This is a genomic window from Filifactor villosus, from assembly GCF_042652965.1.
Taxonomy (GTDB): domain Bacteria; phylum Bacillota; class Clostridia; order Peptostreptococcales; family Filifactoraceae; genus Filifactor; species Filifactor villosus.
Window position 1 is genome coordinate 1 of the sequence record NZ_JBHSHL010000019.1, and the last position, 18,799, is coordinate 18,799.

Annotated in this window: 14 protein-coding genes and 1 riboswitch; of the genes, 4 read left to right on the plus strand and 10 right to left on the minus strand. The window is 43.4% G+C overall.

What is annotated here, in order from left to right; genetic code table 11:
* Positions 1-839 precede the first annotated feature (839 nt).
* The 7 genes from ACFO4R_RS05515 to ACFO4R_RS05545 all read right to left on the minus strand — a co-directional run bounded on the left by ACFO4R_RS05515 (position 840) and on the right by ACFO4R_RS05545 (position 10,757).
* Positions 840-6,470 (minus strand): S-layer homology domain-containing protein, encoded by a 5,631-nt coding sequence (locus ACFO4R_RS05515; RefSeq protein ID WP_379788048.1) that lies wholly within the window; start codon positions 6,468-6,470, stop codon positions 840-842.
* A 462-nt stretch (positions 6,471-6,932) separates the two neighbouring features.
* A riboswitch (cobalamin riboswitch) is annotated at positions 6,933-7,102 on the minus strand.
* 582 nt (positions 7,103-7,684) lie between these two features.
* Positions 7,685-8,311, minus strand: a complete 627-nt coding sequence (gene jag, locus ACFO4R_RS05520) for an RNA-binding cell elongation regulator Jag/EloR (protein ID WP_379788049.1) — start codon at positions 8,309-8,311, stop codon at positions 7,685-7,687.
* A gap of 2 nt (positions 8,312-8,313) precedes the next feature.
* Positions 8,314-9,063, minus strand: a complete 750-nt coding sequence (locus ACFO4R_RS05525; protein ID WP_379788050.1) for a YidC/Oxa1 family membrane protein insertase — start codon at positions 9,061-9,063, stop codon at positions 8,314-8,316.
* 12 nt (positions 9,064-9,075) lie between these two features.
* Entirely contained in the window at positions 9,076-9,315 is a 240-nt protein-coding gene (yidD, locus tag ACFO4R_RS05530) for a membrane protein insertion efficiency factor YidD (RefSeq protein WP_379788051.1), read from the minus strand.
* A complete protein-coding gene (gene rnpA, locus ACFO4R_RS05535) occupies positions 9,312-9,641 on the minus strand; it encodes a ribonuclease P protein component (RefSeq protein ID WP_379788052.1) in 330 nt (109 codons plus the stop codon). Before rnpA ends, yidD begins: the two co-directional genes overlap by 4 nt.
* A gap of 63 nt (positions 9,642-9,704) precedes the next feature.
* On the minus strand, positions 9,705-9,839 hold the full coding sequence (gene rpmH, locus ACFO4R_RS05540) for a 50S ribosomal protein L34 (protein ID WP_379788053.1): 135 nt from the start codon (positions 9,837-9,839) through the stop codon (positions 9,705-9,707).
* Between the two features lie 381 nt (positions 9,840-10,220).
* The gene (locus ACFO4R_RS05545; protein WP_379788054.1) at positions 10,221-10,757 is read right to left on the minus strand and encodes an ECF transporter S component; all 537 of its coding nucleotides are present in this window, start codon (positions 10,755-10,757) and stop codon (positions 10,221-10,223) included.
* 636 nt (positions 10,758-11,393) lie between these two features.
* On the opposite strand from ACFO4R_RS05545, the gene dnaA reads away from it, so the two are divergent.
* Positions 11,394-12,722: a chromosomal replication initiator protein DnaA gene (dnaA, locus tag ACFO4R_RS05550; RefSeq protein WP_379788055.1), complete on the plus strand. Its 1,329-nt coding sequence runs from the start codon at positions 11,394-11,396 to the stop codon at positions 12,720-12,722.
* Positions 12,723-12,756: 34 nt separating this feature from the next.
* Here the strand turns inward: dnaA and ACFO4R_RS05555 are convergent, their stop codons facing one another.
* Positions 12,757-13,032, minus strand: a complete 276-nt coding sequence (locus ACFO4R_RS05555; RefSeq protein ID WP_379788056.1) for a hypothetical protein — start codon at positions 13,030-13,032, stop codon at positions 12,757-12,759.
* Between the two features lie 262 nt (positions 13,033-13,294).
* Between ACFO4R_RS05555 and ACFO4R_RS05560 the strand changes: the two genes are divergently transcribed.
* The 3 genes from ACFO4R_RS05560 to ACFO4R_RS05570 all read left to right on the plus strand — a co-directional run bounded on the left by ACFO4R_RS05560 (position 13,295) and on the right by ACFO4R_RS05570 (position 17,007).
* Positions 13,295-14,068, plus strand: a complete 774-nt coding sequence (locus tag ACFO4R_RS05560; protein ID WP_379788058.1) for a serine hydrolase — start codon at positions 13,295-13,297, stop codon at positions 14,066-14,068.
* Between the two features lie 47 nt (positions 14,069-14,115).
* Positions 14,116-15,969, plus strand: coding sequence for a sigma 54-interacting transcriptional regulator (locus ACFO4R_RS05565; protein WP_379788059.1), 1,854 nt, complete (start codon positions 14,116-14,118; stop codon positions 15,967-15,969).
* A 267-nt stretch (positions 15,970-16,236) separates the two neighbouring features.
* Entirely contained in the window at positions 16,237-17,007 is a 771-nt protein-coding gene (locus ACFO4R_RS05570) for a Cof-type HAD-IIB family hydrolase (protein ID WP_379788060.1), read from the plus strand.
* 286 nt (positions 17,008-17,293) lie between these two features.
* Here ACFO4R_RS05570 and ACFO4R_RS05575 read toward each other — a convergent pair whose 3' ends face one another.
* Together ACFO4R_RS05575 and ACFO4R_RS05580 are read right to left on the minus strand one after the other, a co-directional pair.
* Positions 17,294-17,440 (minus strand): hypothetical protein, encoded by a 147-nt coding sequence (locus ACFO4R_RS05575; protein ID WP_379788061.1) that lies wholly within the window; start codon positions 17,438-17,440, stop codon positions 17,294-17,296.
* Positions 17,441-17,589: 149 nt separating this feature from the next.
* The gene (locus ACFO4R_RS05580; protein WP_379788062.1) at positions 17,590-18,783 is read right to left on the minus strand and encodes a M20 metallopeptidase family protein; all 1,194 of its coding nucleotides are present in this window, start codon (positions 18,781-18,783) and stop codon (positions 17,590-17,592) included.
* Between the last annotated feature and the right edge of the window lie 16 nt (positions 18,784-18,799).

Sequence of the window (18,799 nt, forward strand, 5' to 3'; positions counted from 1 at the left end):
CTCTGTTTTATACGAGTATCTCACATTTTTTACGTTTTGTAAAGTATTGCGTAGACACGCTCTAGAAAGGCGATGATGTCTGCCACGACTATCAAAACAATGTATTTTAGGTATGAAGAAGTCGAATTTCTCGACATCACCTCTTATTATACTTATTTTACAACAAATCAAGTCTTTTGGATATCCTACTACTCTGCCTTTGAAATATTTGAGAAATCGAATATTTCGTTATTAATACTATTCTCCGTTTGAAACGCCGGATATACAGAATATATTATTACCAAAAAACAATTTGGAGGATTCTATGTTTTAAACCACCTGCCAATTCTAATAGACAATAGTATAATCCTATTTTTCAATAAAAGTATGGATATATCTATTTTTCGATGACGAAAAACCATGTTGTCTTCTATGGATCACAGAGTGTTTATATCCACTATTCAAAAGAATAGTAGTATAATACTATTCTTCGATAGAAGTATGGCTATATCTGTTTTGCAACCACGAAAATTCGTTTTCTCTTCTATGGAGTGCAAGTCGTTGATATCCATTATTCAAAGGAACAATAGTATAAAAACTGCTTGAGTAACGATGGAGGTCAAACGATACGGCCGATGATACCGAGGAAATAAAAAGACCCCGAAAGATGACTTCCGAGGTCTTTGATATCTCCTAACAACCTTCATGAGAAAAATAAGGGAAGGAAGTTACTACCTGTTTGAACTGTTTTATCTGCAAGTTCTCTGACTGTTGGAACAATGTTCAACCCTTGTAGATTTGAGCCTTTTTTGCATATAACATCCCCTTTTTCCCGATTAGGCATTCTTATCGAACATTTTTTATTTTTGCAACAGTTGATACATCATCTGTGCCGCTTCCGCACGGTTGGCCTTTGCAGAAGGTTCAAAACGGTTAGCTCCCTTTCCGGATATAATGCCGCTTGCCTGCATGGTCTTCACCGCGTCCTTCGCCCACGAATGAATTTTCGCCTCATCTGCGAAATCAATTGCGTCATTTGCCTTCATAAGCTCCAATTCAGGATGATAAACAGCATAGTTGTTCAGAATTACCGCCATCTCTTCCCTTGTAATCGGTGCATCGGGTCTAAAGTAATTTCCGTCTCCTGCCGCAATGGAATTTTGTTTTGCCCATACAACGGGAGCATAGTACCACGATTCTCCGTCTACATCACCGAAGACTTCTTCCTTGGATGAAACATTTGCTCCGGCATGATTTGCCAGCATGGTTACAAACTCCGCCCTCGTAATATTCGCCTCCGGTCGGAAGGTTCCGTCTTCACGTCCTTTGAGAATTTGTTTCTCCGCCAAGGCATGGACGGCCTTCGCATACCACTGTTCCTCGGACACGTCGGAGAATCCGGGAACCTCTTTGATAGGTGCCTGCTCTTCCTGAGCCTGTTTTTCTCCAATTCCGTAGTAAGAAAGATGATTGGTCCGGAAGGTCATCTCCCCTGCCACTGCATCATAAACGACATCCTGAAGCTGTGTCAGCTTGCCGTCTTCTCCGATATGGTAAACCGTCATCTTATCTTTGGTCTCTCCTGTCTGAAGCTTATAAGGGAAGGTTACTTTCAGGCTTCCGTCCTTGTAATCGGATATCGCTGTTTTTCCCGCTCCCGTCTTGAGTTCAAACACAGGCCGTTTTCCTATCTTTGCCTCTATTTCCTCAAGTGCTTTTGCACCGAGGGGCGTTGTCTGTTTTTGGTTCGACATACGCTGAAGAACTTGCGTAATATTGTCTACCTTGCCTACCCGAATCTCAATGTTCTTTCCTGCGTCCTTCTGAGCTTGTGCCAAGATTTGCACCGACTTGGGATCAAAGGAAAGTGTCAGAAGATCGCTCTTGATTCCAAATCCGAGTTCCTTTCTGCTCGTAAGAGTTTCCAATACCTCTTTATCCAGCTGCATTTGAACCTCTCTTGCACCCTTGGTTCCCATAAGATCTACAAAAACGGTCGGTTTCTCCTGATGTTTTACTTCCTCGATACTCAAGGCCAACATATTCTTGAACTTTTGGTCCAAGACAGGCTTTGCCACACCGTTTGACAGCTCGACCTTGACCTTCGCACTTCCCTCCCGGGAAGGTTGAGATGAACCGCCCGAACCGCCTCCACCGAAGCCGGAAGGTGTTTCTTCTTTTCGATAGTCGTTGGTATAATGCCAGACCACGTCATCTCCGTCATTGAGTTCGTACTCTTCCAAACCGTACTTCACATGTTCTCCGTTAACAGTATACATCCAGCCGCTATATTTTCCGTTATCCAACTCTGCCAACCACTCGTTGTCAAGCGGAGATTTAATCTTGGAAATATAGTTTCCTGAATTGTGATAGTCGATACCATTGTGTTTCAATGCCTTATCAAATACGTAGATAACCTTACTGTGTTTAGGGATCTTATACTCTGTCTTAGGAATCCACATCTGTTCACTGCTTCCCTGTTTTTCCATTCCCTTCAAAGTAAAGTGTACCGTAATCATACCTTCGTCCTCGGAAGAGCCTCCCGGGATCTCTTTCTTACGAAGAGAGTTTAAAAGGCGTTCCAAGAGTGATGATTTTTGTTTCAACTCTTCTTTTGTCGATGTCCCATCTTCCAAAAGTGCCCTTGCTTTTTTTGCTTCTTCACTCAATTGTTTGATCTGTTCATCGTCATACAGGGACTCTTCTCTCAGAACAGATTCTACCGCCTCAAGTTTTTCTCTCAAAACGACTTTTTCTCTCTCGTGCTCAGCATCAACATCGAGATCTCCGATGCCTCGCTTGGAACTTGTTCTATAATCAAAGGTGTTTCCCGCAAAATATGCAATCAAACTTCTATACGCCTGCTCGGTTGCCATCGGTTTTCCAAAATCGGAATTTTTTTGCCATAAAAACTCATAGGAAGAAGCAACATCATACTCTTTCAAAGCATGAAGCATGGTTTTTCCGTTCTTAACCAATCTGGAATCCGTCAAATATGCAGGATTCGAACTCCACAATCCTCCCGCTACCATGACCAGACTGTTGGAGTTGTCGGCAATGGAGCCGCTTGCATCCTGTTTCTCTGAAATTCCGTTAACCGCACGTTCCACAGCGGATTTTACCTCTTCACGCTCATAGTACGGAGCAAGAGCATACAAGGCAAAACCGGTTGTATCGCTCCAGTATTCTCCTCCCCAAAGTCCTGTGGCATTGTCCTGCAACGACAAAATTTGAGCTATGGTTTCATCAATACATTCATTGAGGTATGGAACCGAATAGCTGTCAGAGGACAGGGCCCAAAGATAAGGAGAAAGCCTGTAAATATTATCAGGAACCTTGGACTTACACAGTTTCCTGATCAAGTTTTGTCCATAGTATTGTTCGGGATCGATTCCGGCTGCACGAAGTGCCAACACGGATTTTGACAAAATTGCCACATCGTCGGTTATCTTTGCATCCTCAAACAAACCTTTGTGAATATAATCCAAGTCTTTTTGTTTGATTTCTTTTCCGAGTTTTCCGATTTCGGCAATCTTCCAATAGTCCTTTGTCTCTTCATAAGAAGTATATTCTTCAGTAATCACAGACATTTTATTCTGCGCCCAATCCAAAATCTCATTTAAATCCTTGATGGTGTTTTCTTCTCCCAAACCTCTTACTTCCACGACAAATACGACGGGTTTCGCTCCCTGTGTCTGATCGTAAGGAGTTCCGGTAACGGTTACTCTTCCCGGTCTGATGGAACGCATCGAATGCGTGGTCCACTTGGGAATATTCACATTGGAGGAATCCACGTTCACGGTGTCGGTCACCTTAACGATGCCTTCTTCACTGTAGCTCCAGTGGAAACGCTGCTCCGATGCATTGGATGGTTTGACATTCAGGACAAGATTCTTCACCCTGCCCGCCTGTACTTCGTATTTTTCATCGGCGCTCACAGATTGAAGCGGTGTCTTGTAACGGAATTCCACCTGAACTTCCTTCTTGACATTCGGATTGTCCGCACTGCTGACGAGGAATTTGGCAAGTCCCGGTTTCTTGGGAACGATTCCGTTGGAATACAGGGGATCATATTGTGCAATCTCGGGTGTAAGCGCCTCCCAGTTCAGGTCCCGGACGCTTGCATTTTCAGGCGATACCCTCAATGTATATCCCTTGTCGAGGCTTTCATACCAGCGGATTCCGTTAAACTTCCCGTTCATCTTGTTCCATTCGTCCATATACCACAGCGTCGGTACCTCTCCCAAGAAACCGTCTACCGGAACATAGGTAGATCTTGCTCTAAAACTTGTTTCGACACTTTGATCATCTCTCATAAAGACATTGATTTCAAAAGTCTCCGGTTTCCAAAGAGCAAAACTGTTCCCTATAATATGCTTGTTTTCTCCATTTTTAAGAAAATATGCCGTTGTCGGTAACTCTCTGAATTCTTGTTGTCCCTTTAATCTTCCCTTTACAACGATCCATGTTCTTTCGGAACCTTGAACCTGAATCGGATTCTCCATTGTAAGCTCTCTATCTCCTACAAAGGCTTTAATCTCTTCAATCTTACTCGGAACAACTTTGATTATAAACTTTCGTGTAGCAAGTTTTCCATTACGTTTGTAAGTCACAACCGCTTCTTTTTCTCCGACCTTACGTGGATGATATCGGGAGAACTTATCAATCCAGAAATGGAAGGCATACTCCGTTTCCGTCAAATAATACTTCTCTTTCGCATGCCAGTGAGTTGCTTCGACGTTATCTCCTTCGAGATAGAACTCTCCCTCGTCTAAAACAGTCAAGGTAATGGTATCTTCGTCGTCAAGATAGCGTTTTTCTCCCGACTTGCTCAAGAAATAGACCTTGGGAGATACCGTTGATTTGATCTCTAACCGAATACTGTCGGAAGCGGTCCCCACCGTTGCGGTAACGACGATCGCACCTTCCTTCAGAGCATGGAGAACTCCGTTTTCATCAATCCTTGCAAGTTCCGGTTTGTCCACACTCCATGTTACCTCAGTACCCGGTTCTGCATGAGCCACTGCCGCATTCAGAACAAGCTTCTCATCGACCTCCATTTCGGTTTTGCGAGGGCTGATTTTCACCTCGGTAAGAGGCTTTTCGGTTACTGTCACATCGATATCTGCAACCTTTCCGCTTGGGGATGTCACTGTCAGAACCGCCTTTCCGACACCTCGGGGTCGAACGGTTGCAAGATCGGTACCGGAAACATCTATTATCCCCTCCGGAGCGGCTGTATACTGCAGTCCTGCTTCACCGTTATCCACCGATACAAGAACGTCCTGTCCGTCTTTGGTTAAACGAAGTCCTTCCTCGGCGATATCCCTGCGGGTATATTCTCCTTCCACCTGGTATCTCAAACGAGGCGTCCCTGCCTTCTCAACATTGACTACAATATTTCTTCGAGCTTCCCCCTCTCGAGCTGTAAGCGTAAACCTTCCTGCTTTGAGTAGTTCAAACTTCAAGGTGTCAGAACCGTCTCGAATAAGTCGAAGTCCTTCCTGTGTTTGAGGAGGAATCTTCCACTCTATCAGTTTTGAGTTCGGTGCTGTAGCTTTAAGAAAATGAATATGATTCCCAAAGTCATAGTCCAGATTCAATGTTGCGGGAATCGGTATCCAATCCTCATCCTTCTTGTATGAGAAAGCAATTTCATCTGTCTCGGCAGTTTGATTTAAGACATGAATATCAATGCTGCCTTCAAATTCTTCCTCATCGTCTTCACTGGACATCCAAACAGAAATTGTCTCTTCTCCTGGTCTTAGAACCTTAAATGTAAAGGTATCCTCATCGGAAGAAATTCTTTTAATCGCCGGTGTATGTTCCGTAACACCTTCACTGTGGATCGACCAGTTCCATGTCCACTCTTTGGAAGAATCATACTCTTTTCCTTCTACTAAAATTGCCTTAAGTGTATACTCCTGTTCATAAGGCTTGTAGATCAACCATTTCTCCCCAAGTTTGTTATCTCCTTCAGAAGCTGTATGGAAAAAATCAAAATCCTGCTTTGTTTCTATATCCCAAGGATTTTCCCCATCCTGCTTCGGAGGAACTTCCTGAACCTCCACCACGATCTCAACAGGCTCATAATCCGGAACCGTAATTTTGATCACTGCCTGTCCCGGTTTTTTTGCCTGGAGGATCCAAGCGTTGTTCCATCGGTTCCAATCCCTCTTTGCATACAAGACTTCATTGTCATTGAATGGATAGCTGTCTACCGATTGGCCGTCCAGTTCAAATTTAACATAGGCGTGTTTAAGCTCTCCGTCGCTCTGATCGAGAAACACCGTCTTTAATTCAAAACGTTTTCCCGCTTCAAAGCTGAGCCTTCCCCCTTCAATCCCATGCCAATCTGCATCCTTATAGTATCGAATCTCAAAGGGAAGGCTGCCCTGTATCTTAGTATCGGAATTATTCCCAGACGATTCCGACACCGGATCTTCCCCACTGGAAACCTCCGAATCATCCGCACTTGATAAAGGGCTCATCTGCACCTCCATACTTGTTAAAAACTCATCTGCCCAGGATTCTGGTGACACAAAATTCGGAAAAAACAGTAAAAGACTTAATAGCAGTGCCATTACCCTCCTAGACACAGTTTTCCACTTCGATTTCATTATATAATCTCCTTTCGTTTTAGGATAAAGAAGCTCTACAAGACTTCTCCCGCAACCGCTGAGAGCTTCTTCCATACAATAAAAAACACTCTTCGCCTTGAAAAACGAGAGTATTTTGAATATCGATTTTGATTTTAAAGAATTACAATAAAAGAGACTCAGTCCTAACCGCCCATCTTCTTCACAAAAGAAACCGTCCTCTTGTACGAAAAATCTGACTTAAGTGACAGAATCCGGTGAAGAGTCCGATACCCACAAAGAATAGGACACCGAAGAGTGTTTCATCATCCTTCTCTTAGATTAACGCTTCTGCTTTTACCCTCTTATCCCAAGAACAAAGCAATTTGACAGGCAGGTCTTCCGGCTCCGATTCATCCTTTGAACACCTTCCCGTTGCTTCAAACAGTGGTTTTTGTTCTTCGTCCTCGTTACGGCAGAGGTAACTGCGCGGGAATTTCACCCGTCTTCCCTATTAAAAATAAACCCTTCTTAGTATCGAATAAGCTTTTTCCAATCTCGAAAAAAACTTTTGATTAGTACAAGTTTATCTACCAGCCAAACTTTCATTATGAATTTTTTATTTGTTTTCATCCTATCACAAAGAATCCGTCCTGTCAATTCCATCAATATATTATTTTATTTAGATATTGATTTGCTATTTAAAAATTCTAAGTATATACCTCCTCCCCTACTCGCACTAAAACCTACTACAAATATATTTATGTTTAATGTCCCTTAATCCGGTAAGGAGTTTCCATCTTGTTGCTTAAATTAAAGTAATCGGTATGTCGTTTAAAATTGTCCGTTGATTCCAGGTTCGATACCTATGAGATGATTTTATACTATTCTCCATTTAAAATGTCAGATGAACAGAAATATGTATTTACCAGAAACGCTTTGAGTGATTGTAGAATTCAAACTTCTCACCCAGACAATTTTAATAGATAATAGTAATTAATATCAGGCATACATGTGAAAAGCGAAAGAGAAAAATGATAACCTGCTCCCAAGAGAAAACATAGCTTGGTTGAAAAACAAAAATCCACCTGCATTAAAACTGGCGGATTTTTCGCTTGTTTTTTAGTTTATTTCTTCAAGGTGATTACAACTCGGCGATAAGGCTCCTTGCCTTCGCTGTAGGTCGTTACATAGGGATCGTCCTGCAAGACGGAATGAGCAATCCTTCTCTCATAGGGATTCATCGCGTCGAGCTTGATGGTTCTTCTCTGCTTTGCCGCCTGACGAGCCATCTTCTTGACATAGTTCGTCAAAGACTCTTCCCTCTTTTGACGATAGTCTTCCACATCGACCATCACCCTTTGATAATCTTCCAATTCCTTGTTCACTGCCAAATTAGTCAAAAGTTGAAGTGCATCCAAGGTATCTCCCCTTCTTCCGATGAGGTAAGACGCATCTTCGCCCTCGATCTTGGTATGCAGGACCTCTTCTTCATCTTTGCTTAAGGAGAAGCTGCAGTTGAGGCCGGATACTTCAAACAAGCCTTTTAAGAAGGCATCGGCAGCGTCTTTGGCTCTGGTGTCTTCCAACAAGGTAGCCCTGATCTTACATTCTTTCGAACCGAACAAACCCAAAAACTTCGAGGTTTCTTCGATCACTTCGATCTTCAACTTGTCTCTTGTCACATTGAGTTGCAAAATGGCTTCTTGGATTGCTTCTTCTTTTGTTTTTCCGATCGTTTCAACAGACTTCATCATTATTTTCTCCTTCCACTGACAATTTTTTCTTCTTCTTTGGCAAGTGTCATTCTTTCCACTACCTTACGTTGTGCAATAGAAAACAGTGTCGATACCGCCCAGTACATGGACAGCCCGGCAGGAAATTGACGTCCCCAGTAAAAGATAAACAGGGGCATCATATAGGTCATGGACTTTTGCATCCCTTCTCCCGGATTTTCTTTTTCGGGTGCCTTGCCTTCCTTCTTCTTCTCGTGTTTTACCATCATCATCTTGGAATCTATAAACTGAGCAAGGGCTGCGATCAAAGGGAAAATAAAGGGTACCGCAAATCCTCCCACCATAATGACATCCGGGTTCTTGAGGTTTTCAAGCCAGAGAAAACCCGTGTCGGCAGCGTCGTAGAGCGCCTGTGTCCCGAACACGTAGAGGACGGGATCTCTCAAGACCTTGAACAGTCCGAATAGGATGGGCATTTGGATCAACAGGGGCAGACAACTCATCATGGGGTTGACATTGTGCTCTTTGTACAGCTTGGAAGTAAGCTCCGCCTGTTTGTTCTTGTCGTTGGGATATTTTTTTTGAATATCCTGGATCAAGGGCTGGATCTTGTTCACTTCCATCATCGACTTGTTCTGTGACAAGGTGAGGGGAAGGGTTGCCAGTTTTACGATGATCGTAAATAGAATAATGGAAACTCCGTAATGTCCTACAAGATTGTAGAGTAGCTTCAAGAGCATCCCCAGTAGATTTGCAATTGCAGTTGTCAAGCTGATAACCTCCTATGTTTTTCTGTTGTTTTCAGGAACCGGGTCATATCCGCCTTCGTGAAAGGGATGGCACTTCAATATTCGCCTGACTGCCAGATACCCGCCTCTAAGAATTCCGTGTTTTTCAATCGCCTCTATGCTGTAGGCCGAACAAGTCGGACAAAACCTGCAGCTCGGCGGCTTCATCGGAGATATGAACAGCTGATATCCCCGTATCAAGCCTATTATAATCTTTTTTAGTATCTTTGTCATCTCATCATCTTCGTTTTTCGAAATAAATGTTTTACGGAATGTCTCAATTCTTTGTAATCGGCTTCCTTCGCGCCGCTTCTGGCGATCCATACAAAGTCATAGCCCTCTCGAACTCCCTGCATCAAGCGAAGAATCTCCTTGAGCCTCCTGCGAAGTTTGTTTCTCTCGACGGCCTTCCCATATTTTTTTGAAATGGAAAAACCTACCCTGCTGCTCTCTGTTCCGTTCTTGTAATAATAGAGAACAAACTGCCTGTTTGCAAAAGACTTGCCCTTGTGATACACCCTCTTAAATTCTTCATTCTTCTTTAAACTTGAAAAATCCATCTTTCGACCTCGGTTAACAAAACGTGAAAAAAAAAGGCCACATCTCACTGAGCGGCCTTTTTATTAAGCAGATAGTCTTTTTCTACCTTTTGCTCTTCTTCTTCTAAGTACATTTCTTCCGGTCGGAGATTGCATTCTTTTTCTGAATCCGTGTACTTTTTTTCTTTGTCTCTTCTTTGGTTGATACGTTCTTTTCATTCTATCCACCGCCTTCCTTTTCCAAAATACGAACTTGGTTTAAAGTCAAATTCCGCATTTTTACATTATAGAGGTATTATAAGTCCGCGGTTGTAATATGTCAAGAATTTTTTTTATCTTTTCCTCTTTCATACTCTTCTCTTTTTCGTTGTTGTATCCTGCAACCGTATTCTTCAACTCCTCAAACCTTCCGGAGTCCTACAACCGGGTATTTCAATCGGATAGCAGTACAGAAAGAGAGGTCTTATCTTTTTCCTCCGCCTTCCATACAAAACCGCCCTACAGGATCCCTTGTTGCAAAAAAAGAAGCTTGTCCCTTTTTTCTCCGTAAAAGAAGAGGTAACACCTCTTTTTGAGAGGGAACGGATCCGACCCTAAAGCCTAAGCTCTCTTCTCAAAATACCTTTGCAGGGAGAGTTTATCGAATGCCTTACCTACAACAAGGAAGATTCCCGCTCCCAAACCTGCCTGGATCATATTCTCCGGAACCGATTGCAGAGCTACGATCATACTCGACTTCAGGATCGAACCTCCCACAAAGTAACCTCCTACCATCACCAAACTTCCTGCAATCAGAGCCGTAAACAGTCGGATTGAAAAAAACGCTCCTCCCTCTTCTTTACGAAAGGCGATGCTTCCAGCAACATAACCCATACAGGCCTTGATGATGAGGGTGAACGGAGCCCAGTGTGCATAACCCGAAAAAATATCGGCAAGCATCGAGCCTACTCCTGCGGTGATCAGCCCTTTTTTTCTGCCGAAGAAGATCGCGACCAAAAAGATCATACTGTCTCCCAAGTGAATATACCCGCTGGTCATCGGAACGGGGATCTGGATCGACATCGTACTCACCGTAACAAGTGCGATCAGAAGAGCACTTAAAACCAAATCTCTTACATCCTGTTTTTGTTTTTTCATCTCTGTAATTCTCCTTTTCCGTTTTTATCAGCGAGGATACGGACCCTACTCGAACCCTTACCTTCTCTTTTATCCCCACTCTCCGTTTCTTATCTACTATTATAAGTTATTAAACGAATTTGAACAGGATATCGGCAAAATTTATCCGATTGTATCGATACAATTTTTGATATTGGAGATATGAGCTTTACAAAAAGAAAAAAGAGGCAAATAGTTTTATATTTGTTAAAAAAATATTTTTCTTCCAACCTTACCTCCAATTTCTCTCCCCTTGTGAATGATTTCTTAAATTTATCCACAAGATTATGTTGAAGTTTTTTCCAAGTTTTGTTATATTATTTTTGCATGTGGATAACTTTGAAAGTTTTGTCCACTTTATCCACATTGTGTTTATAAGTATGTGGATAAGATTTATTTTTTTCTTATCAAATGACAGAGATCTATCTTTTTGAAGTGTTATCCACAAGCTATGGACAACTGATTTCTTTATATCCGAGATCAAGTTTATCCACATCTCTTTACACAGGATCGGGATCTTATTCCCATACTTAGCCACAGGGTCTTTTTGACAATGAGCTCTGTGTCTGTCCAAGATGTTTTTTGTGGATAAATGAATTTTTACACTAGGGGGAACCAATGAACGTTATTGACTTATGGACTTCAATCAAAGAAGCATATCGAGCCCAAGCTCCTTCCAAACACTCCTTCGAGACCTTTATCGAGCGTTTGGATCCTTTAATAATAAAAAACAACTGTCTTATCTTGCTCGCTGACGGCTCCTTCATCTACGAAACTGTCGTAAATACTCATTTGAAGCCCTTGCAGGAGATCTGTGACAAGCAGACCAACCGCACGGTCAAACTCAAGCTCATCACTTCCGTGGAAGAGATGGAAGAGGACTCTTCGGAGGAAAAGCGTTCGGAGAGCTTCTCCAACAACGTTACCCTCATCCCGAAATATACCTTCGACAGCTTCGTCATCGGAAAGAGCAATCAATTTGCACATGCGGCCTGCATCGCGGTTGCGGACTCTCCGTCCAAGGCCTATAACCCCCTCTTTATCTATGGAGGAGTAGGACTTGGCAAAACCCACCTGATGCATGCAATCGGAAACCACATCCTTTCCAAAAACAAGGATGCCAAGATCCTCTACCTCTCGTCCGAAACCTTTACCAACGAGCTGATCAACTCGATTAAGGACGATACCAACGAAGAGTTCAGAAGCAAGTATAGAAGAGATGTCGACGTACTTCTGATCGACGACATCCAGTTTATTGCGGAAAAAGAAGGGACCCAGGAAGAGTTCTTCCATACCTTCAATGCCCTCCACGGAGCCAACAAACAGATCATCATCTCCAGTGACCGCACTCCCAAGGAGATAAGGACCTTGGAGGACCGGTTGCGTTCCAGGTTCGAGATGGGCCTGATCGCCGATATCCAATCTCCGGACTACGAGACAAGAATCGCCATCCTGCGCAAGAAGGCTCAGGCGGAAAACAGGGAAGTACCCAACGATGTCATCGAGTACATTACCAAGCACATCAAATCCAATATCCGAGAACTGGAGGGTGCCCTGACCAGAATCTTCGCCTTCGCGGATCTGACCAAGAAGGAGATCAACTACGAACTTGCCAAGGAAGCACTCAAGGATATCTTCGACATCAACCGAAACGTCGAGATCACCCCCGGCCTCATAAAGGAAAAGGTGTCTCACTTCTTTTCGGTAAGAGTCGAGGATTTCAGCTCCAAAGCCCGAAAAAGAGAAATCGCCTATCCCAGGCAGGTCGCGATGTACCTCTGCCGGGAACTTACTCCTCTCTCCCTTCCCAAGATCGGCAGTGAGTTTGGAGGCAGGGACCACACTACGGTCATCCATGCCTGCGAAAAAATAAGCAACGAGATCTCCACTGATGAAAAAACAAGGGAGCTGATCGAGCAGTTGAAGAAGGACATCCATAACTCCTAGAGGACTGACACATAAAGCCGCATGACCGGTCTTCTTATAGGTTCATACTATACACAAACCGTTGGTTTCGCGTGATTACTTCACTCTCGAAACCAACGGCAAAAGTCCGGTACTCCCTTGAGAATTTTGACGGATTTCCTTCATTTTTTCTTCTTCTTGTTAGTTTGTTAACAATTTGCAAGTCCTCTTTCTTTTTCGTACCTTCCCGAAAAAACCTCCCCGACTCGGGGTTCTTCTCGTATATTCTTTCTTGGTATTTCAATGCTTTTACATAAGATCCGAAGCCATCACCCACCCTTTCTTTATCCACAAACGCTCCCGTTCCTCTCAATCTTATCCACAGGTAAATTCGAATTCTTTTTCATCCGTCCTTCCGCGTCCTACCTACTTATCCACTTATCCACAGTGCCTACTACTACTACTATATATTGTTTATTATTTATATTTATACAAACCGATTTGTAGTATAATAAAAATCAAAGAGAAAAAGTTACAAAACCTTCTGCTTAAGAGGCCTCTGTTTATGCTTTGATCGAATCACCGTATTACTCATTTATCGAGGAGGTATTTCTATGCAAGACCTTAGACTTAGGATAGGATCTTTGGATCAAAATATCGGATTTTATTACAAAAATCTTGTAACTCAAGAAGTGTATTCCCATAACGAGAAGGAAGTGTTTATCCCTGCAAGCGTGATCAAACTTCCTATTCTCGTCGGGGTCTTTTGGCTCGCCTTCCAAAAGAAGTTGAGCCTGGAAGACACCCTTCTTGTCAGGGAAGAAGACAAGTTGCCGAGCTGCGGTGCTTTGAACTCGTTCAGCAGAGAGATCGAAGTCGATATTTTGACCCTTTGCAGATTGATGATCGCTATCAGTGACAATACCGCGACCAACCTCCTTATCCGTTACTGCGGACAGGAGGTCCTCAACGAACTCTTTTATCGGATGAATCTTAGAGATACCTTGATCAACCGTCTCCTCTTCGATGAAGAGGCCTCCTTGAAAGGGATCGAAAACCAAACCACAGCCTTTGATATGGGTATCCTGCTTGAAAAACTCTATCGAAGGCGGATCCTGAATGTCGATGCCTGTGATAGTATCCTCGAGATCCTCTCCAAACAACAGATTAATCACAAAATCAAGGAGAGACTGCCTCAGGGGATACAGGTAGCTCATAAGACGGGAGAAGACAGCGGAATCTCGAACGATGTCGGGATCATCTATGCAAAACGCCCCTTTATTTTGTCGATCTTTTCCAAGGATGCCGACATTTACAGGGTCAATGATTTTATGCGAAACATCAGTTATGAATTTTTTCAGAGAGATGATAGACCTGTTGTCAAGTAGAGACTCCGGAGTATTGTTCTCTCAAATAGTTTGGGAAAGGACAGAAGATGAACGAAAAGATGAAAATGATCGAGGAGCTGACCGACAACCTCTCCATGGGACTGATCTACCTCAACGAAGAGAGAAAGATTCTCCTGTGTAATCGCAGGGCGAGAGAGATGACCGGCATCCATTTTGACAACAAAAACCACACCCATGAAGAAGGCTATCTACAGGAAGGGGACATCGTCCTCATAGCGGATAACGAACTGGGAGCCGATGACGGAGAACTGAACCTTGAAGATCTCAAAATCCTCAATCTCGAAGATCCTAAGATCAAAAAAGGAGATATGCTCCTTGTGGCAGGCGTCTACAAAACGCAGAATGTAAAGCCTGTCTACAAATACATTCGGGAACGTCAATTGAGCCTTCCCTTCAAACTCGAGATGAACTACCTGGGCTTTGATCTGCATCTTTGTATCGATCCGAAGAAGAAGATCATCACCATCCGCGTCAATGACAGAAACTACGAGATGAGGTTCTATCGCTCGATCGGACATATGGTCGCCATTGATGGCAAAAGCGGAAAGATCAAGTTTTTTCAACTGCCGGGCTACAGTACAAGAAAAGAAGAGATCGCCTATCTCCTCAGAGGAAGAAGGTTTTTGGAAAAGAAGAACAACTCCAACCGTCTTCCCGTCATAGGAAAACATCTCCTCGATGTCTTCGAACCCAGTGAACTTACCGATAAGATCGCAGATGTCATGGAGGCGAGGAGACCGTCGATGAGGGACTGCCTCTACGAGATCAACAAAAAACTCTTCCTATGTTCCCTTATCTCTTCCAAGGACGAGAAGGGGGATATCAACGGGCTATTTATTGCCCTTGAGGATGCAGCGGAGCTGGAGAAGATGTTGGAAGACAGAAACAGCATCATCGACAAGATCGAACAGACTTATAAGGTGCATGAGAAGGCTCAACCCTCCCTCCCTCAAGATGTACTCAGCGGTTTTGTCGGAAGGAGTCCTTCTCTTGAGCACATCAAATACCTCGCCTACAAGGCTTCGAAGACGAGGTTCAACGTTATTATCACCGGAGAGAGCGGAACGGGAAAGTCTTATCTGGCGCGCGAGATTCACAACTTGGCGTCTTCCGACACACCCTTTGTCGAAGTCAACTGTAATGCGATCGCTCCCACACTTTTTGAGAGCGAGCTGTTCGGCTATGTCGCAGGGGCTTTTACGGGAGCTTCTCCTCAGGGAAGGGCGGGCTACTTCGAAGTGGCAAGGGGAGGGACCTTGTTTTTGGACGAGATCGGGGAGCTGCCTTCGGAGATCCAGGCAAAACTTCTCCAAGCTCTCCAGACCAAGGTCATCTATCGGGTAGGATCCTCCAAACCCGTCAAGGTCGATGTAAGAATCATCACCGCAACCAACAAAAATTTGGCCGAAGAAGTCGAAAAGGGACGGTTTCGCCAAGACCTCTTCTATCGTATCAACGTATTTCCCATTGAGATTCCTCCCTTGAGAGAGAGGAAGATCGACATCTACTTCCTGGTCGAACAGATCCTGCGTCGATTGTGCGAGCAATATCATATCGCAGAAAAACAATTTTCCGGGGAAGCACTCAAAAAGATGGCGAACTATCATTGGCCGGGAAACGTAAGAGAACTCGAAAACGTCATCGAACGCTCCATCGTCCTCTGCGAGTCCAAACTCATTCACCCCGAGCACATCAATATTGCCGAGCGTGAGAGGACGATGACGATGAAAGAACGGCTCCAAAGGGAGGAAGAGAGGATATTGAGAGAATGTCTGTGCATCCATAACAACGATTCCCTAAAAGTAATGGAAGAACTGGCTATCTCCAAGTCCTCCTACTATGAAAAATGCAAGAAGTATGGGATCAGCACCAAACTTTAACGGATCAATGATGAAATAAACTCCTGTCTTTAAGAACTGCTTCGTAAGGCAATACCGCCTAAAGAAAACATTTTGATTTTCTTATGGATTTGTAAAAAATAGAATTCTGTCAAATCAATGCTTTTAAGAAATTCAGTATCCCTTTAAAAGTGATGTTACAATGATGTTTTGAATTATGCGGTGTTTTCTTAACTTGACAAATGAAATATACAAAAAATCTACGTTTTGAAAGTTGTATTTGGAAACCGGAAGGGTAGGGATATAGCAATGTTGCCAAAGTTACTGCTGTTTGATTTGGACGGAACACTGTTAAAAAGTGATAAAACAATTTCGGATTTCACGTTGAACATACTGCGGGAAATAAGAAAAAAAGGCACGTTAATAGGGATCTCAACCTCAAGAAGTGAAAAAAACACCCTGTGTTTTTTAAAGGATTTGAAACCGGATATTCTTATTGCAAGCGGGGGATCTCTTGTAAAAAAAGGAGAGGAATGTATTTATAAAGCATGTTTTTCCGTAAAAGAAACCCGTTTGATGATCGAACAGATCATAGAACTTTGCGGGAGAAGCTGTGAGATAACCGTGGATACTCTCGAATCGCATTATTGGAATTATAAGGTAGATCCGAATACCTCTCAAAAAAATTGGGGTGACAGCATATGGACCGATTACCGAGATTTTGAGGGAGAAGCTCTCAAGATATGTGTCGAAATTTTCGATGAAGAAATTGCCAAAAAGTTGCAGAAGAAGTTTTTGCACTGCGACAGTCTTCGTTTTTCTGACGGTCATTGGTACAAATATACAAAAAGAGGCATAACTAAGGAAAAAGCAATGGGAGAAGTTTGTAAATATCTTACTCTCGGATATGAGGATATTATGTCTTTTGGAGATGATTATGCAGATATCGGAATGATTGTATCTTCAGGATATGGAATTGCCATGGGAAATGCCGTTCCCGAAGTAAAGGAGGTAGCGGATCTCGTTATCGGAAGCAATGATGAGGACGGAATCGCAACCTATTTGAAAACGATATTGTAGACAAAGCAAAAAGAGCCGAAAGGCTCTTTTATACTATTCTCCGTTTAACATATCAGGTAAACAGACTTATATTTACCGAAAACGTTTTGAGTAATCTCGGAATTCAAACTTCACGACCTGACAAATGTAATAGACAACAGACCTATTACATTTGTCAGGCGGATATATCCTCCTTCAACCTTTTTTTCATCATCTGTATCTCCGTTCGTTCTATCGGAGAAGAGCATAGTATCCCTCTGTCTGTTTTGTATTCGTCTATCGAGTTTGGAAGGAATATCCTGCAAAATCAGAAGTTTTTTAAGATATCTTCTTCAAAGAAGATGACAGCTTCATCGGTCAGCAGGCAGGGGATCCCCATATAGCCGTTTTTGCGTGCATCTTCAAACTCCACCCTGTGATCTCTCAGAGCGGTAAATTCTTTGAGGTTTTTCATGGATTCCGTGATGTTGACAAATTCAAACTCGACGGATTTTTTTTAAAATATTCAATCACCGGAGGGCAATCGGGACACAGGTCACTTCCATAAAGTTTCATAGAGAACTCCTTTCTGTTTCTATTGATACTCTTATCTTACTACAATTTCTATTCCCCAAGCAATCTCAAGGCTCCCTCGACTTCCATCAGCATCCCTGTCTTCATCGCCTCCTCATCGGGATCAAAGTAGGGACTGTGAAGGGGAAAGGGTTCCTGTACGCCTTGTTTCTTCACTCCTATGGTAAAGTAGGCGGACTTTGCCACCTCGCAGAAGAAGGAGAAGTCCTCCGCACCCAGACTGGGCTCCTGCATATAGGAGATCTTGTCTTTTCCCAAGTGCTCCCGGGCAACTTCATCCAAGATATGAACGATGTCATCGTCATTGACCAGAGCGGGATAGCTGTCCTTGAAAAACATGGAGGATGAAGCTCCGAACGACTTGCACGTAAAATCGACGATTTCCTCCATCCGTCTTGACATATAGTCTTTTGTCTGTGCGTCCAAAGCTCTCATCGTTCCCGTAAGTTTGGCAAAGGAAGGAATGATATTGGTCTTGGTTCCCGAGTGGAACTCTCCCACGGTTATAATTCCGGAGTTTGTAGCGGCAAGGTTGCGACTGAGGATACTCTGGAAGGAGGTTACGATCTGGCAGGCGGGAAGAAGAGGATCGATTCCCGTGTTAGGGTAGGCGGCATGGCAGGAGATGCCCTCCACCGTAATCTCGAACTCGCTTGAGGTCGCATTCATCTTTCCGTAGCGAAATTCCACACTTCCGGTTTCAAGGAAGGGATTGACATGAAGACCGATGACGGCCTCAACATGAGGATTTTCCATATGACCTTCTTCTATGATATACTTTGCTCCTCCTACCGTTTCTTCCGCAGGTTGAAAAAAGAGCTTGATCGTTCCGCTGAACTCTTCTTCCAAAGACTTGAGTATCTTTGCCGTCCCCAAAAGTACGGCTGTGTGGATGTCATGGCCGCAAGAGTGCATGACTCCCTTGTTCAAAGATTTGAAGGGGGTATTGATCAGCTCCTCCATCGGAAGAGCATCCATATCGGCACGGATGGCGATAACGGAAAACTTCGGTTTTTTCAACACCTTCTTTGTTCCTCGGATTGTCGCCACAACTCCGTGTCCGGCAACCTTGTTTATGTGATCGATATTGTGAGCTGACAGAAATTCGCTCACCTTCCTTGCCGTCCTCTCCTCATATTCCGAAAGTTCGGGGTAACGATGAAAATCCCTTCGGAGTTCCAAGATCTCGGGATAGATGGCATCAATGATGTCTTTTACGTTCATAGTATTCTGATTCTCC

Excerpts from the sequence above, each read along its gene's own strand:
- rnpA (WP_379788052.1), bottom strand. The coding sequence starts at position 9,641 with ATGGATTTTTCAAGTTTAAAGAAGAATGAAGAATTTAAGAGGGTGTAT.
- rpmH (WP_379788053.1), bottom strand. The coding sequence starts at position 9,839 with ATGAAAAGAACGTATCAACCAAAGAAGAGACAAAGAAAAAAAGTACAC.
- ACFO4R_RS05545 (WP_379788054.1), bottom strand. The coding sequence starts at position 10,757 with ATGAAAAAACAAAAACAGGATGTAAGAGATTTGGTTTTAAGTGCTCTT.
- ACFO4R_RS05570 (WP_379788060.1), top strand. The coding sequence starts at position 16,237 with ATGTTGCCAAAGTTACTGCTGTTTGATTTGGACGGAACACTGTTAAAA.
- ACFO4R_RS05575 (WP_379788061.1), bottom strand. The coding sequence starts at position 17,440 with ATGAAAAACCTCAAAGAATTTACCGCTCTGAGAGATCACAGGGTGGAG.
- ACFO4R_RS05580 (WP_379788062.1), bottom strand. The coding sequence starts at position 18,783 with ATGAACGTAAAAGACATCATTGATGCCATCTATCCCGAGATCTTGGAA.
- yidD (WP_379788051.1), bottom strand. The coding sequence starts at position 9,315 with ATGACAAAGATACTAAAAAAGATTATAATAGGCTTGATACGGGGATAT.
- ACFO4R_RS05515 (WP_379788048.1), bottom strand. The coding sequence starts at position 6,470 with ATGAGCCCTTTATCAAGTGCGGATGATTCGGAGGTTTCCAGTGGGGAA.
- jag (WP_379788049.1), bottom strand. The coding sequence starts at position 8,311 with ATGAAGTCTGTTGAAACGATCGGAAAAACAAAAGAAGAAGCAATCCAA.
- ACFO4R_RS05560 (WP_379788058.1), top strand. The coding sequence starts at position 13,295 with ATGCAAGACCTTAGACTTAGGATAGGATCTTTGGATCAAAATATCGGA.
- dnaA (WP_379788055.1), top strand. The coding sequence starts at position 11,394 with ATGAACGTTATTGACTTATGGACTTCAATCAAAGAAGCATATCGAGCC.
- ACFO4R_RS05565 (WP_379788059.1), top strand. The coding sequence starts at position 14,116 with ATGAACGAAAAGATGAAAATGATCGAGGAGCTGACCGACAACCTCTCC.